Source organism: Accumulibacter sp. (assembly GCF_036625195.1).
GTDB lineage: Bacteria > Pseudomonadota > Gammaproteobacteria > Burkholderiales > Rhodocyclaceae > Accumulibacter.
The window spans coordinates 75549-90810 of record NZ_JAZKUG010000001.1; the positions used below are offsets into that span (position 1 = coordinate 75549).

The window sequence follows — 15262 nt, forward strand, 5'->3', positions numbered from 1 at the left end:
GGAAACGCCAACCATGAACCAGTCACTGAAACTCATCCTGGCGATCGCCGCGAGCTCCCTGGCAGCGCTGGCGTTTGCTGCCGACAGCGCGAGTTCAATGCGCGGCGCCGACGTTGCCGCCCCCGACCAGGCGCCGGAGGTGAAGACCTACGTCGGCAAGCGGCCCGGCACCGAAGCACCGGTGGCACGGACCTTCAGCACGCAGCCGCCGGTCATTCCGCACGCCGTCGAGAACTTCGACGAGATCAACCTCGAGGGCAACCAGTGCATGGACTGCCACTCGGCCGCGACCTACAGGAAGAAGAACGCGCCGAAGATCGGCGACAGCCACTTCGTCGACCGTGACGGCAAGAAGCACGCCGAAGCCACCGGTGGTCGCTACAACTGCGTGCAGTGCCACGTGCCGCAGGTCGACGCGCCGCCGCTGGTCGACAACACCTTCAAGGGTGATGCCGTCAAGAAGGTCGTCAAGAAGAACTGATCGCGTCTCGTCGGCGGGCGGTGGGCACGGACTCAGGCTTCGAGGTCGTGCTCGCCGCAAAGCGGCAACATGGCCCGGCGGCAGGCGTCGCGCAGCCGCACCGCCGCCGCCCAGTCGTCACCTTGCGGCGGCAGGAGCGGCCCGAGGCCGAAGGCGAGCGGGCCACGCCTCGGCATCCAGGTGCGGTCGCGCAGGGCGCTGCGCGTCCCGCGCAGCCCACCGACCAGCGCCGGGACGCCGGCGCGCACGGCGGCGACGAAGGCGCCCATGCGAAAGGGCTTGAGCCCGGCCTCGCGCGAAAAGGTGCCTTCGGGAAAGACGAGCACCTTCTGCCCGCGCGCCAGCGCGGCGATGATCTCGTCGACATCCTCGACGCTCCGCAGCGCATCGAAGCGCTCGACGAAGAGCGTTCCGAGTGCACGCAGAAAGGCGTGCACCAGTGGCTGGCCGACGAACTCGCGCTTGGCGACGAAACTGTAGGCGGCAGCCGGCGGCAGCACGGCACAGAGAACGAGCGAGTCGAGATAGCTGCAGTGGTTGACCAGCAGCAGGTGGGGTCCGGCCGGCAGGGCGCCAGCGGCGACGACGGGTACGGGCATGCCGGCGAGGCGCAGGAAGGCGCGCCCGGCATGATGGACGATGCGTCGGCCGGCTGGCGGTGAGCGCAGGGCGAGCACCAGCGCCATCACCGGCAGCGCGAGCAGCAGGAAGACCGTCCAGCACCAGGCGCCGTAGGCTCGCCGCGCGAATCTCCGCGCGGCGTCGGCCGCGCGTGCCTGCCCGGCGGCGATCGCCAGGCGCACGAGCTGCCGCCGGGAACTGGCGCCGGCGACGCCGAGCAGGCCGCGTTCGAAGGCTTCGCGCGAGGCGTTGCGGCGGATCTTGCCGCTGGAGGTCTTGAGCACCGAATTCGGCGGCGCCAGCACGACTTCGTCGGCCGGCAGGCCGATCGCGGTCACTGCCGCCTCGTTGATCATCTGCCGCAGTTCCTCGCGTCGCTGCGGATCCTCCTCGCGGGTCTCGGCGACGACGACCAGGCGCTCGCTGGCGTTGACCGGGTCGTTGCTGGCGAAGACCGCGACACAGCCGCGACGCACTCCGGGCAGGTTGCCGACCGCCTGCTCGAGTTCGTAGGGATAGAGGTTGCGGCCACCGCGGATGATCAGGTCCTTGACCCGCCCGGTGAGGTAGATCTCGCCCTCGACGGTGTACGCGAAATCGCCGGAGTCGAGCCAGCCGTCGCGGAAGAGCGATTGCGTCGCCGCCGGATTGCGGTGGTAACCGGCGGTCGCCGACGGGCCGCGGAACTGCAGCGCACCGACCTGCCGGTCGGGCAGTTCGCCACCGTCGGCGCCGACGATGCGGATTTCGTGCCGCGGCAACGGGCGACCGCAGGCGGGCACGCGCACGACATCGCTGGCCTCGGCAGCCGCCGGCACGGCGAGCTTGCGTTGCAACAGCGCGGCGCGCTCGATGACGTCGATGCGCGGCCCGCGCCCGAGCGGCGGGAAGGCGAGACCGACCGAGCATTCGGCGAGGCCATAGACCGGCGTGATCGCCGTTCGCCGCAGTCCGCAGGGAGCGAAACGATCGGCAAAGGCCTGCAGCGTCGCCGGGCTCACCGGCTCGGCGCCGTTCAGCGCCAGCCGCCACGAGCCGAGATCGAGCCCGGCGAGATCGGCGTCGGCGAGCTTGCGCGCGCACAGGTCATAGGCGAAGTTGGGCGCCGGCGACAGCGTGCCGCGATGCCGCGAGATCATCTGCAGCCAGCGCACCGGTCGCGAGAGGAAGGCGAGCGGCGACATCAGGACGAGCAGCATGCCGAAGTAGAGCGAGCCGAACCAGGCGCCGATGAGGCCCATGTCGTGATAGAGCGGCAGCCAGGACACGAAGACGTCGTCACTGGTCACGGCGACGGCCTCGCCCATCGCCCGCAGGTTGGCGAGCAGGTTGGCATGGCTGAGAACGACGCCCTTCGGGTCGCCGGTACTGCCCGAGGTGTACTGCAGGAAGGCGGTGTCGCTCGCTGCCGGCCGGTAGAGCAGCGGCATCGCCACCGCCGACAGTTCGTCGGGCGTCAGCACTTCGCTCAGCGTCGGTGCCTGGGCGCGCAGCAGGGCGGCGACGCCCTTCGCCTGCGGCACGGTGATGATGAACACGGCTTCGGCATTCGCCAGGATGCGTGCATGCCGCTGCAGGTGGTCCTCGATCTGCGCCAGCCGCGCCGGCGGGTAGATCGGCACCGGGATGCCACCGGCGAGCATGACGCCGAAGAAGCTGGCGAGATAGTCGCGACCGGTTGGCAGCATCAACGCCACCGCCTGCCGCGGCTGCAGGCCGCGCGACACCAGCGCCGTGGCGACGCGGCGCGACTCGACGAGCAGTTCGCCATACGACAGGGGCGTGCAGCGCGGTTCGCCGGTGGTGGCATCGATGTCACCGTACACCAGCACGTGACACCGCCCCGGCTGGCGCTCGGCGTGCCACTCGAGGACGTCGACCAGCGTCTCTGCCCGCTCGGGAAGACTGATCGGCCCGCCGGCGGCAACCCGGTCCATGGCGACCACCGGCAGCGTCGCAGCACCGGCGCGGTCGATCAGGCGCAGCAGATCGGCGGGCGTCTCGGCTTCACTGAGTGCGGCCTCGGGCAGCGAGCGGCCGAATTCGCTGCCGACGCGCAGGAGGAGTTCGACGCGCGCCAGGCTGTCGAGCCCGAGATCGCGTTCGAGGTGGCTGTGCAGGCCGACGCGGCCGGCGCGGCCGGGGCGCGTCTCCTCGACCAGCAGGCTGACCACGCGCAGCAGGCGCGCTGACGCGTCGGCCGCCGCCGAGTCGGCCGGCCCGGCCTCGTCGTGCCGATCGCTGCTCATCGCAGCCGCTCAGCCGACATCGCTGCCCTCGGCAACGACGATCGCCCGCGCCGGACAAGGGGCGACGCAGGCGCCGCAGCCGGTGCAGCGCGTCGCGTCGAGCAGCGGCAGCGCAGCGCCACCCCGCTGCGGCAGGAAGCGGATCGCCGCCGCCGCGCAGAGATCGCCGCAGACGCGGCATTCGACCCGCTGTCGCGCGAGGCACGCATCGCCGATCGCCGCGCGCAGCGACCACGGCGACTGGCCATCCTGCCGCTGCAACGCGCAGCTCCGGCAGGCCGCCACGCAGGCACCGCAGAAGCTGCACTCGCCACGCGCGAAGTCGAGTGTCGGATAGCCCGCGTCGCCGGCAACGATGACGCGCGTCGGACAGGCGGCTGCACAGTCGCCGCAACGGGTGCACAGCTGCGCGAAGTCCACACCGGCATGCGCCCACGGCGGACGCAGCGGCGGCACGCGGACAGCGAAACGGCCACGCAGGAAGTTGCGGCGGCTGAGTGCCTCGCCCATCTTCAGGCAGCAGAGCCGCCCGGCCTGCCGTCGCGCTTCGCGCCGGCAGCCGGCGCGGCGGCCGGCGATGCGTCGGCGAGGACGAAGTCGATGCGCCCGGTTTCGAGATCGGCGCGCACCAGCCGTACGACCAGGCGGTCGCCCAGGCGATGGCGCTTGCCACTGCGTTCGCCCAGCATCTGGTGACGCGTGGCGTCGAACTGGAAGTATTCGTCGCCGAGTTCCGAGACATGCACCAGACCCTCGACGTAGACCTCGTCGAGGGCAACGAAGAGGCCGAAGGGGACGACGGCGGCGATCGTTCCGGCGAAGGTCTCGCCGATCCGCTCGCGCATGTAATAGCACTTGAGCCAGTTGGCGACGTCGCGGGTCGCCTCGTCGGCCCGGCGCTCGGTCAGCGAACAGTGCACGCCGATCTCCTGCCATTTCCCCGGCGTGTATGTTCCGCCGGCGAGCGCCGCCTTGATCGAGCGATGCACCAGCAGATCGGGATAGCGACGGATCGGCGAGGTGAAATGGGTGTAGTGCTCGTAGGCGAGGCCGAAATGGCCGACGTTGTCGGGACTGTAGACGGCCTGGCGGAGCGAGCGCAGCATGACCGTCTGCAGCAGCTGGACGTCGGGACGACCCTGGATGCCCGCCAGCAGGTCGGCGTAATCGCGTGCCGACGGCTCGTCGCCGCCACCGAGCGCGAGGCCGAACTCGGCGAGGAAACGGCGCAGGGCGTCCAGCTTCTCGGGGGTCGGGCCTTCGTGAATCCGGTACAGGCAGGCCTGCTTCCGCACCTGCAGGAAGTCCGAGGCGCAGACGTTGGCGGCGAGCATGCACTCCTCGATCAGCCGATGCGCATCGTTGCGGACTACCGGGACGATGCTCTCGATCTTGCCCTGGTCGTTGAAGAGCATCATCGTCTCGATGGTCTCGAAGTCGATCGCACCACGTTTGCCACGCGCCTCGACGAGCACCCGATAGAGCGCGTAGAGCGCCTGCAGATGCGGCAGCAGGCGGCGATGGCGCTCGTCCGCGGGTTCGCTCGCCTGCGACAGCCAACTCCACACTTCGTCGTAGGTGAGTCGCGCGTGCGAACGGAAGACGGCTTCGGCGAAACGGTAGCCGCCGATCCCGCCCGCGTCGTCGATCGTCATGTCACAGACCATCGCCAGGCGGTCGACTTCCGGATTCAGCGAGCACAGGCCGTTCGACAGTTTCTCCGGCAACATCGGAATCACCCGCCGCGGGAAGTAGACCGAGTTGCCGCGCTCGCAGGCGGCGCGATCGAGCGCCGAGGCAGGCTGCACGTAGTGGCTGACGTCGGCGATCGCCACCACCAGTCGCCAGCCATGCTCCTGCCGCTCGGCGAACACGGCGTCGTCGAAATCCTTCGCCGTCACGCCGTCGATCGTCACCAGCGGCAGCGCACGCAAGTCGACGCGCCCCTGCCAGGAATGCGGGGCCACCATTTCCGGCAGGCTGGCCGCCTCAGCCAGCGCCGCCGGCGAGAACTCGAAGGGCAGCGCGTGCTTGCGCAGCGCGATCTCGATCTCCATACCGGGATCGGCGTAGTTGCCGAGCACCTCGACGATCCGCCCCAGCGGCTTGGTATGGCGATCGGGCTGCTCGATGATCTCGACCGTCACCACCGCTCCGGCACGCACGTCGTGCACATCTTCCGGCGCAATCAGGATGTCCTGGTTGATTCGCCGGTCCTCGGGCACCACCAGCGTGATGCCATGCTCGACGAGGACGCGACCGACGACGCGACTGTTGGCGCGCTCGAGGACCTCGACGATGACCGCCTCACGGCGCCCGCGACGGTCTACGCCGACGACACGCGCCAGCGCCCGGTCGCGATGCAGCACCTTCGACATCTGCCGCGCTTCGAGCGACAGATGCTCGCTGCCATCATCGGGAATGAGGAAGCCGTAACCGTCGGGATGCCCCTCGACCCGACCGGCAATCAGGCTGGCGCGCTGCGGCAGCAGGTAGCACTCCCGGCGGTTGCGCAACAGCTGTCCTTCCCGCTCCATCGCCCGCAGGCGGCGCTGGAAGGCGCCGGACTCTTCGTCCTGGATGTCGAGCAACTCCTGCAGCGCCTCGCAGGCGACCGGCCTGCCCTGTTCGGCCAGCACCTGCAGGATGTACTCACGCGACGGCAGCGGTTGCTCGTAGCGCTTCTGCTCACGCTCGAGTTGCGGATCGCGGCGGCGGATCGCCGACAGGCTGGTCATTGACATCTGCTGATGTTCCTATAGAATTCGGGCTTCGCTGGAAATGCCCAGGTGGCGAAATTGGTAGACGCGCTAGGTTCAGGTCCTAGTGGTGGCAACACCGTGGAGGTTCGATTCCTCTCTTGGGCACCAGCCGCAACAACTCAAGCCCGACGATTCGAAAGCCCCGAGAAAGCTCACTTTCTTCGGGGCTTTTGCGTTTCTGTCGTCCACCCATTGACCGGCATCCTCGCCGGCATCGGTTCCCCGCATCAGCTTCGCATTCTACGCCAGGACGGCCGGATTGCCGCGGCAATCGGTTCGCCGGGACGCGCCGACGGCTCCGGCCGCCGCCGCGTGCGGCCGCTCCCGATCGCGCAACAGGAAAGAATTTTTTTCGAACCACTAGTCAACACAAGGCAAAGTATGGATACTACGCTGCCGGGAGCTCGCCAGCAGGTCGCTGCTGAAAAATGAGAATCAGTTCAGGCTCAGACACCGATAGGAATCCACATGACCATAAAACCGGAGTTGATCGACAAGCTGCGCGCCAAGCGCGACAAGCTGATTGACCATGTCAGCCCCGAGAAGCTGGAAGCCCTGCACGCGAAAGGACTGCTGTCCGCCCGCGAACGGCTTCTGACCCTCTTCGACGAGGGCACCTTCCAGGAACTCGGGCTCTATGCCTCGCACGCCGCGACCTCCTTCGGCCTTGCCGGGCGCACGCTGCCGGCCGATGGCGTCATCGCCGGCAACGGCTACTTTGGAACGTTGCAGATCGCGGCGTTCAGCCAGGACTTCAATGTCGTCGCCGGCACGCTCGGCAAGATGCAGGCGCGCAAGATCACGCGCATCATGCGCCACGCGCTGAAGACCGGGGTGCCGCTGGTCGCCTTCAAGGATTCCGGCGGCGCCCGCATCCAGGAGGGCGTCGATGCCCTCTCGGGCTACGGCGACGTCTTCTACACCAACGTCCTGCTCTCCGGCGTCGTGCCGCAGATCGCGGTGATCTGCGGACCCTGCGCCGGCGGCGCGGCGTACTCGCCGGCGCTGATGGACTTCGTCATCATGACGCGGCACAACGCGCACATGTTCCTCACCGGTCCGGAAGTCATCAAGGCGGTGACCGGCCGCGCGACGACGATGGCCGAGGTCGGCGGCGCCGAGATGCATTCGACGGTCAGCGGCAACGCGCACTTCGTCGCCGAGGACGACCGGCACGCGATCACGCTGGTGAAGCAGATCCTCTCCTACCTGCCGGCGAACAATACCGAGGATCCGCCGCACGACCTGTCGGTGCCGATCGAGGAACTCGACGACCCCGGCATCAACGACTGCATCCCGGACAGCCCCTCCGAGCCGCTCGACATGTATTCGATCATCCGCCGGCTGGTCGACAAGGGCGAACTGCTGGAAGTGCATGCCGGCTTCGCGCGCAACGTCATCGTCGGCTTCGCGCGGATCAGCGGCGTGGTCATCGGCCTCGTCGCCAACCAGCCGATGGTGATGGCCGGCGCCCTCGACCTCAACGCCGCCGACAAGGTGGCGCGCTTCGTCCGCACCTGCAACATCTTCAACGTGCCGGTGGTCACCCTCGTCGATGTGCCGGGCTTTTTGCCCGGAGTCGAGCAGGAACGCGGCGGCATCATCCGCCACGGCGCCAAGATGCTCTCGGCCTACGGATCCTGCACCTCGCCGAAGATCACCGTCATCCTGCGCAAGGCCTACGGGGGTTCGTACCTGGCGATGTGCGCGCAGGAAATGGGTGCCGACATGGTCTATGCGTGGCCGACGGCCGAGATCGCCGTCATGGGCGCCGAAGCAGCGGTCAAGATCCTCTATCGCAAGGAACTCGAGCAGGCCGAGGATCGCCAGGCGAGGGCCGCCGAGCTGGCGCAGGAGTACCGCGACGAGTTCGCCTCACCCTACGTCTCGGCGAGCAACTTCTACATCACCGACGTCATCGAGCCGCAGGACACGCGCTGGATGGTCGCACTCGCGCTGCGCAAGACGCTCGACAAGCGCGAGATGCGGCCGGCCAAGAAGCACGGCAACATTCCCATGTAACCGGCGAGCAAAGGAACCCGCATCATGCTGACTGCCGCAATCATCAAGTCCCTGCAGGTCTACGGCATCGCCATCGTCATCTCGATGATCGTCGCGGTGATCATCAAGCTGATGGTGGTGCTGACCGCGCGCGCCGAAAAGTCCAGGCCGGTCGAGATGCCCACCGGCACGGTCTGCCCGGTCGGCCCCGGCGTTCCCGACGAGGACGTCGCCGCCCTCTCGGCAGCGATCTTCGCCGCGATGGGCCCGCACCGCATCCTGCACATTGCGCCCGCGAGCCACGGCTGGTCCAGCGAAGGACGCGCCGCCCAACATCATTCACACCTGCCGGGGTCTGCGGGCCGCGGCAGCAGATAACAGGAGCAAGAACATGCCCAGAAAATTCAAGGTCACGGTCAACGGACGCGAGTACGACGTGACCGTGCTCGAACTCACCGCCGGCCAGTCGGCATCGCCTGTCGCGGCGCCGGCTGTCGCGGCGCCGGTGGCAGCGGCGGGGAGCGCCAGCATTGCGGCACCGGCTGCGGTGGCTCCGGCTGCGGCGTCTGTCGCCGGCGCCGGTGACGAGGTCGCCGGCATGGGGGGCGTCGTCGTCGAGGTGCTCGTCAAGGTCGGCCAGACGGTGGCCAGCGGGGATCAGTTGCTCGTGCTCGAAGCGATGAAGATGAAGACACCGGTCATTGCCAGCCGCGGCGGCCAGGTGACGCGCGTTCTCGTCGCGCCCGGTGACGCGGTCGAGGGCGGGCAGCCGCTGGTGACGATCGGCTGAACCGGCTGAGCAACAGGCAGGAAGCTCTTTCCTGCCGCCTGCAATTCGCTGCGCCGGCCGGCTGTGACCTCGGCACCCGGCGCGAGGACTGACGCGTATGGAAGGCATCAACTTTCTCGATCTGTTCCAGGGCATCGCCACGCTGGCGGCCTCCGAACCGAAGATCATGTTCGGGCGCATCTTCCTGATGCTGCTCGGTTTCCTGCTCATCTACCTGGGCTCGAAGAACGTCCTCGAGCCGCTGCTGATGATTCCGATGGGGCTCGGCATGTCGTCGGTCAACGCCGGCGTGATGTTCCTCGACGCCAAACGCATGGGAACGCTCTTCGTCGACCCGCTGCTGGCGGACCCGATCGACCTGATGAACATCATGCAGATCGACTGGCTGCAGCCGGTCTACACGCTGACCTTCAGCAACGGCCTGATCGCCTGTCTGGTGTTCATGGGCATCGGCGTCCTGCTCGACGTCGGCTATGTCATGGCGCGCCCCTTCCAGAGCATGATCATCGCCCTCTTCGCGGAGTTGGGGACGATCGCCGTTTTCCCGATCGCCGTCGGCCTCGGCCTGAACGAGGGCCAGTCGGCGGCAGTGGCGACGATCGGCGGTGCCGATGGGCCGATGGTGCTGTTCACCTCGCTCGTCCTGGCCAAGGATCTCTTCGTCCCGATCACCGTCGTCGGCTACCTCTACCTCGGCCTCACCTATGGCGCCTATCCGTACCTGATCAAGTGGCTGGTGCCCGAGCACATCCGCGGCATCAGCATGGTCGAGGATCGCGGGCCGAAGATCTCCCGCCAGCAGAAGCTGACCTTCGCCGTCGTCGCCTGTACGCTGCTCTGCCTGCTGTTTCCGGTGGCGGCACCGCTCTTCTTCTCGCTCTTCCTCGGCGTCGCGGTGCGCGAGAGCGGCATCGACGCCTTCACCAAGCTGCTGAGCGAGGTGTTCCTCTACGCCGCGACCTTCTTCCTCGGCCTGACGCTGGGTGTCCTCTGCGAAGCGAACACCCTGCTCGAACCAACCGTACTCAAGCTGCTGCTGCTCGGCATGCTGGCGCTGACGATCTCGGCCCTGGGCGGTCTGCTCGGCGGCTACATCCTCTACTTCTGGTCCGGCGGCAAGTTCAACCCGATCGTCGGCATTGCCGGCGTCAGTTGCGTACCGACGACGGCGAAGATCGTGCAGAAGGTTGCCAGCGCGGCAAACGCCCGCGCCATCATCATGCCGCAGGCACTCGGCGCCAACATCAGCGGCGTCATCACATCGGCGATCATCGCCGCGACCTTCATCGCGCTCCTGCGGCAGTAGGGCCGCAGAGCAGCTGCCAGTTCGACAACCTGGCCGGCCGGCTGCGGCGCAAGCGGCAGCCGGTCGCCTGCGGCCGCGGCGGCAATGCGCCGAGTGACCGCGAAGGCTGCGACTAGGTGTCTACATCGCTTTCGCGCCGGCTCTCTGCTTCAGCCTGGAAACCGGGCAACGGCAGTCCGGTGAACAGGGTCCGCGTCTGCGTCTTCAGCTGATCCTGCATCTGATGCAGCATCTTGCGGCTCTGCTCCATGTAGGTCGCCATCATGGTCTGCATCGCCGGGCCCTGGAAGTTCATGAACTGCGACCACATGTCGGCGTGCACCTGGCTGTTGCTTTCTCCGTAGAGCTGCTGCGATTGCTCCTGCAGCTTCTTCTGGAAGTCGACGAAGGACTTGATGTTCGTTTCCAGGTACTTGCCGAGGACGCCCTGCATCGCGTGCCCGTAGAAGCGGATCATCTGCGCCAGCAGGTCGGTGGTGAACAGCGGGATGCCGGCAGCCTCCTCCTCGAGAATGATCTGCAGCAGGATGCTGCGCGTGATGTCCTCGCTGGTCTTGGCATCCAGCACGTTGAAGTTCTCGCGGGCAAGGACCAGATCCTTGACATCACTGAGGGTGATGTAGGCGCTCGTCCGGGTGTCGTAGAGACGACGGTTCGGGTATTTCTTGATCAGTCGCGGCTGCTCGGGCATGGCGACCCTTCCTCCTTCTCGAGATGACTCGGCGGACGCTCGCCGGCGCCCGGGCCGTGATGGTCGCCCAGACAGCCCGGACCCCGGCAGTCATCCGCCTCGGACACGCTCGGCGATCGACGAGCCAGGCTCGTGATCTCCTGCCATCCGGGCCAACGAGCGAGCATCACGGCTGTTTGGTGCGGTGCAGCACCATTATACGCCAGCAAAAAAAAACAGGCCCCATCTGGAGCCTGTCTGGGCCGAACGGCAGAAAAAAGTTTCTCTTACTGGTAGTAGAGACCGCCGCAGATGTTCATCGTCGAACCAGTCATGAAGCCGGCGATGTCGGACGCGAGGTAGACACAGGCGCCGCCGATCTCCTCCGGCTTCGCCAGGCGCTTCATCGGCACGGTGTCGACGATTCCCTGCAGGATCTCCGGCTTGATCGCCATGACCATCGCCGTCGCGACGTAGCCCGGAGTGATCGCGTTCACCGTCACGCCCTTGGCAGCGACCTCGGCGGCCAGCGCCTTGGTGAAGCCGATGACGCCGGCCTTGGCCGCCGAGTAGTTCGTCTGGCCGGCCTGGCCGCGCAGACCGTTCACCGACGAGATGTTGATGATGCGGCCCCAACCCCGCTCCGCCATCTTGCCCGACACCTGCTTGGTCATGTTGAACAGGCTGTTGAGGTTGGTCGAAATCACCGCATTCCACTGCGCCGGCTCCATGCGGGCGAACATCTTGTCACGCGTGATGCCGGCATTGTTGACCAGGATGTCGATCGGCCCGGCCTTGGCTTCAGCCTCGGCAACCAGCGCGACGCAGGAATCGTAATCGGAAACATCGCCGGCGACACAGATGAAATCGTTGAAACCGGCTTCGGCCATCGCCTTGGTCCACTCTTCCGGCTTGTCGAACTCCGGATGATAGGCAGCAACCACCTTGTGACCGGCTTTCGCCAGTTCCTGGCAGATGGCGGTACCGATCCCCCCCATGGCACCCGTAACCAATGCAACACGTTGCGTCATCGATGTTTCCTTTCCTGTTGAAGGTTGAACGCTCTTATCCTGACCAACTAAGGCCGTCGGCGATTCTGCATTGCAGCATCGGTGCTGTCAACGCCGGCAGGCAAAGTTTTCGCTTCTGCATCGCCGCGCGGCCCGCCTGCGTCGTGACCGCGCATCGAGCGAAGGTTCGGCGCGCCTATAATCGCGGCATGCACATCGTCGCCCTCGCCTGGCTGTACGTGACCGTGCTGATGGCCCTGACCGAAAGCAATGTCGTCGCCGGCATCCTCACCCTGCTGTTCTACGGCATCCTGCCGCTCGCCCTCCTGCTCTGGATCTTCGGTGCGCCGGGGCGCCGGCGCCGGGCGGCCCGCAAGGCGGCGCAGGCTACCGCTGGCGATCAGCCGGACCCGCCACCCTGACCGCTCTGTCGCCCCGCCAGGCCAATGCATGGAAGCTCGTCTTCGCCCGCCAGCCGCGGTCGGCAGGTGGTGCCGGGAGCCTGTCAGGGAATCGCTGCGAACCGGCATCAATCACCCTGGCCCGCCGGCGACGCAACCGACTGGCGCTCGCCGGCAAGCCAGATCAGCGACGCCATGCGGCCGGTGACGCCGTCACGGCGATAGGAAAAGAAGAGGTCCTGCTGCCGCAGCGTGCAGTGCTCGCCACCGTGAACCGACCCGACGCCGAGCCGCGACAACCGCTGCCGCGCCAGCAGGTAAAGATCGGCCAGCCAGCCGCCGCCGGCACGCCCGCCGTCCGACTGCCGCGGATCACGGCCGGCTGGCGCACCGCCGGCGGCCGTACCGGCACCGTTCGCCAGCCTGCTGAACGCACGCGCCGCGGCCGGATCGGTGGCGATGAAAGCCTGCCGCACCTCGTCGCCGACCTCGAAAGCCTGCGCGCCGATCGCCGGCCCGAGGTAGGCCAGGAGGCTGGCGGCGGGTACTCCCATCGCCGCGACCGTCCGCTCGAGGATGCCGGCCTGCAGACCGCGCCAGCCCGCATGCGCGGCAGCGACGACGCTGCCGGAGTGGTCACAGAGCAGGACCGGCAGGCAGTCGGCGGTCATCACGACGCAGACGACGCCCGGCGCGCGGGCAAACGATGCATCGGCGACTGCGGGCGCGGCGGCGCCAACCGCCAGCGCGGCGTCGACCACCGTCGTGCCATGCACTTGCTGCAACCAGCACGGCGGGGCCGGCAGCCGCTGGCCGAGCCGCCGCCGATTGGCGGCCACCGCCAACGGGTCGTCGCCGACGTGATCGGCGAGATTGAGGCTGCCGTAGGGCGGCAGGCTGACGCCGTCGTGGCGCGTCGTCAACAGGCTGCGTACCGGCGCCGGCGCCGGCCAGTCGGGAATGATCCAGCCGGCGCCGCTCATCGCCGGCCGGCAACGGCAGCGCGCAGCGGCAAGCGGCTGGCGACAAGGGCACCCCTATGGCGCGAGCAGATCCTCATCCTCATCCTCGAACTCGTCGTCATCGTCCGCAAGGATCGCGGCCGCTGCTTCCTGCCAAGTCGCCTCATCGCCGTCATCGACAGGCGCTTCGTCGGCGGCCAGCGCCGCCTGCCGCCGCAGATGGTCGAGCAACTCCGCCATGTCCGCCGGCAGGTCCGATCGCCACTGCATCGCTTCGCCGCGCAGCGGATGCCGCAGCGCCAGACGACAGGCGTGCAGCGCCTGCCGGGAAAATGGCGGGCCCTTGGGCAGCCGGCTGACACCGCGGCCGTAGGTCGGGTCACCAACCAGCGGATAACCGGCGGCCGTCATGTGCACCCGGATCTGATGCGTTCGTCCGCTCTCCAGCGCACACTCGATCAGCGAGCAGTCGATGAAGCGCTCGAGCACCCGGTAGTGCGTACGCGCCGCCTTGCCCGTGCTGACGACCGCCATCCGTGTACGCTGCGTGGGATGGCGGCCGATCGGTGCGTCAACGGTACCGGACGCTTCGACCCGCCCGCGCGCCACCGCCTGATAGTGCCGCCGCACGCTGCGCGCCTGCAACTGCCGGACGAGATCGGTCTGCGCTTCAAGGGTCCTGGCGACGACCAGCAGGCCGCTGGTGTCCTTGTCGAGGCGATGGACGATACCCGCCCGCGGCAGCCGGGCGAGTTCCGGCCAGCGATGCAGCAGCGCATTCAGCAGCGTGCCGCTCCAGTTGCCGTTACCCGGATGCACCACCAGGCCGGCCGGCTTGTCGATCACCAACAGGCTCTCGTCCTCATGGACCACCTGCAGAGGGATGTCCTCGGGCGTAGACGATTCGGCGCGTTCGTCCGCTGCCTCCGCCAGCTCGATCGTTTCGCCCGCCCAGAGCCGCTGCCGTGGTTCCAGCACGGGCGTGCCACCGACGGCCACCCTGCCGGCGCGGATCCACCCCTGCAAGCGACTGCGCGAATGCTGCGCCAACAGCCGAGCCAGAATCTGGTCGAGCCGCTGACCGCCACACTCGGCCGGGACCTTCAGGGCTGTCCGGGGGTTTGCGCTATAATCGCCCGGCCCCACGCGCGGCTCCGGCGCTCCGGCCGCGGCCTTCTTCTTCTCTGGGTTCTTCATCATGCGTAGTTTAGCGATTATCGCATCCCTCTTTCTCGCTTCGTTGCTCGCCGGCTGCGGACTCTTTCCGGAAAGCAAGGACGAAACGATCGGCTGGTCAGCCAACAAGCTCTACAGCGAAGCCAAGGAGGCGCTCAACGAAGGCGCGTATGCACGTGCCGTCAAGTACTTCGAAAAACTTGAGTCACGCTATCCCTATGGCCGCTACGCACAGCAGGCGCAGATCGACATTGCCTATGCCTACTGGAAGGACCAGGAACCGGCATCGGCGATCGCCGCCTGTGACCGTTTCATCAAGCTGCATCCAAACCATCCGAACGTCGACTACGTCTACTACCTGAAGGGCCTGATCAACTTCAACGAAGACCTCGGGATGCTCGGCATCGTCAGCAACCAGGACATGACCGAACGCGACCCGAAGGGCGCACGCGAGTCCTTCGACGCGTTCCGCGAGTTGGTGACCCGCTTTCCGGACAGCAAGTACACGCCCGACGCGATCCTGCGCATGAAGTACCTGGTCAACGCCCTCGCCTCGCTCGAACTGCATGTCGCGCGCTACTACATGAAACGCGCCGCCTATCTCGCCGCTGCCAACCGCGCCCAGTATGCGGTCCTCAACTACCCGAACGCACCCGCCACCGAAGAAGCGCTGTTCATCATGGTCAAGGCCTACGACGCCCTTGGCCTGACCGATCTGCGTGACGACGCCGAGCGCATCATGCGCCGCAACTTCCCGAACAGCGCCTACTACGTCCGCGGCCTCGAGCGCAAGGAGCCGTGGTGGAAACTCTGGTAGCAGGCAGACGGCCCCC

The 15262-nt window shown here is 67.4% G+C and carries 15 protein-coding genes and 1 tRNA gene; 9 read left to right on the forward strand and 7 right to left on the reverse strand.

Annotated elements, in window-relative coordinates:
* Window positions 1–13: 13 nt before the first annotated feature.
* On the forward strand, window positions 14–481 hold the full coding sequence (locus V5B60_RS00390) for a nitrate reductase cytochrome c-type subunit (protein WP_034942719.1): 468 nt from the start codon (window positions 14–16) through the stop codon (window positions 479–481).
* Between the two features lie 32 nt (window positions 482–513).
* Here V5B60_RS00390 and V5B60_RS00395 read toward each other — a convergent pair whose 3' ends face one another.
* From V5B60_RS00395 to rnr, 3 genes are read right to left on the reverse strand one after another with little or no spacing between them, the layout of a single operon-like run.
* Window positions 514–3351 carry an AMP-binding protein gene (locus V5B60_RS00395; RefSeq protein ID WP_332345082.1) on the reverse strand — a complete coding sequence of 946 codons (2838 nt, stop codon included), beginning with the start codon at window positions 3349–3351 and terminating at the stop codon, window positions 514–516.
* Window positions 3352–3360: 9 nt separating this feature from the next.
* The gene (napF, locus tag V5B60_RS00400) at window positions 3361–3861 is read right to left on the reverse strand and encodes a ferredoxin-type protein NapF (RefSeq protein ID WP_332345083.1); all 501 of its coding nucleotides are present in this window, start codon (window positions 3859–3861) and stop codon (window positions 3361–3363) included.
* Window positions 3862–3863: 2 nt separating this feature from the next.
* Entirely contained in the window at window positions 3864–6095 is a 2232-nt protein-coding gene (gene rnr, locus V5B60_RS00405) for a ribonuclease R (RefSeq protein WP_332345084.1), read from the reverse strand.
* Between the two features lie 39 nt (window positions 6096–6134).
* Here rnr and V5B60_RS00410 point away from each other — a divergent pair.
* The 6 genes from V5B60_RS00410 (at window position 6135) to V5B60_RS00435 (ending at window position 10210) form a co-directional block, all read left to right on the forward strand.
* A tRNA-Leu gene (locus V5B60_RS00410) sits at window positions 6135–6221 on the forward strand.
* Window positions 6222–6305: 84 nt separating this feature from the next.
* On the forward strand, window positions 6306–6545 hold the full coding sequence (locus V5B60_RS00415) for a hypothetical protein (RefSeq protein ID WP_332345085.1): 240 nt from the start codon (window positions 6306–6308) through the stop codon (window positions 6543–6545).
* A 36-nt stretch (window positions 6546–6581) separates the two neighbouring features.
* Window positions 6582–8135 carry an acyl-CoA carboxylase subunit beta gene (locus V5B60_RS00420; protein ID WP_332345086.1) on the forward strand — a complete coding sequence of 518 codons (1554 nt, stop codon included), beginning with the start codon at window positions 6582–6584 and terminating at the stop codon, window positions 8133–8135.
* A gap of 24 nt (window positions 8136–8159) precedes the next feature.
* A complete protein-coding gene (locus V5B60_RS00425; RefSeq protein WP_332345087.1) occupies window positions 8160–8492 on the forward strand; it encodes a hypothetical protein in 333 nt (110 codons plus the stop codon).
* A 13-nt stretch (window positions 8493–8505) separates the two neighbouring features.
* Complete coding sequence (locus tag V5B60_RS00430; protein WP_332345088.1) at window positions 8506–8904, forward strand: acetyl-CoA carboxylase biotin carboxyl carrier protein subunit; 399 nt, start codon at window positions 8506–8508, stop codon at window positions 8902–8904.
* Between the two features lie 97 nt (window positions 8905–9001).
* Window positions 9002–10210, forward strand: coding sequence for a sodium ion-translocating decarboxylase subunit beta (locus tag V5B60_RS00435; protein WP_332345089.1), 1209 nt, complete (start codon window positions 9002–9004; stop codon window positions 10208–10210).
* 112 nt (window positions 10211–10322) lie between these two features.
* Here V5B60_RS00435 and phaR read toward each other — a convergent pair whose 3' ends face one another.
* Both phaR and phbB read right to left on the reverse strand, forming a co-directional pair.
* Window positions 10323–10901, reverse strand: coding sequence for a polyhydroxyalkanoate synthesis repressor PhaR (gene phaR / locus V5B60_RS00440; RefSeq protein ID WP_332345090.1), 579 nt, complete (start codon window positions 10899–10901; stop codon window positions 10323–10325).
* Between the two features lie 266 nt (window positions 10902–11167).
* Entirely contained in the window at window positions 11168–11911 is a 744-nt protein-coding gene (gene phbB / locus V5B60_RS00445; protein WP_332345091.1) for an acetoacetyl-CoA reductase, read from the reverse strand.
* 2 nt (window positions 11912–11913) lie between these two features.
* On the opposite strand from phbB, the gene V5B60_RS00450 reads away from it, so the two are divergent.
* On the forward strand, window positions 11914–12312 hold the full coding sequence (locus tag V5B60_RS00450; RefSeq protein ID WP_332345092.1) for a hypothetical protein: 399 nt from the start codon (window positions 11914–11916) through the stop codon (window positions 12310–12312).
* Window positions 12313–12419: 107 nt separating this feature from the next.
* Here the strand turns inward: V5B60_RS00450 and pgeF are convergent, their stop codons facing one another.
* Together pgeF and rluD are read right to left on the reverse strand one after the other, a co-directional pair.
* Complete coding sequence (gene pgeF / locus V5B60_RS00455) at window positions 12420–13274, reverse strand: peptidoglycan editing factor PgeF (protein ID WP_332345093.1); 855 nt, start codon at window positions 13272–13274, stop codon at window positions 12420–12422.
* A gap of 54 nt (window positions 13275–13328) precedes the next feature.
* On the reverse strand, window positions 13329–14453 hold the full coding sequence (gene rluD / locus V5B60_RS00460) for a 23S rRNA pseudouridine(1911/1915/1917) synthase RluD (RefSeq protein WP_332345094.1): 1125 nt from the start codon (window positions 14451–14453) through the stop codon (window positions 13329–13331).
* Between rluD and V5B60_RS00465 the strand changes: the two genes are divergently transcribed.
* Complete coding sequence (locus V5B60_RS00465; RefSeq protein ID WP_332345095.1) at window positions 14452–15246, forward strand: outer membrane protein assembly factor BamD; 795 nt, start codon at window positions 14452–14454, stop codon at window positions 15244–15246. The genes rluD and V5B60_RS00465 overlap by 2 nt on opposite strands.
* The last annotated feature ends 16 nt before the right edge of the window (window positions 15247–15262 follow it).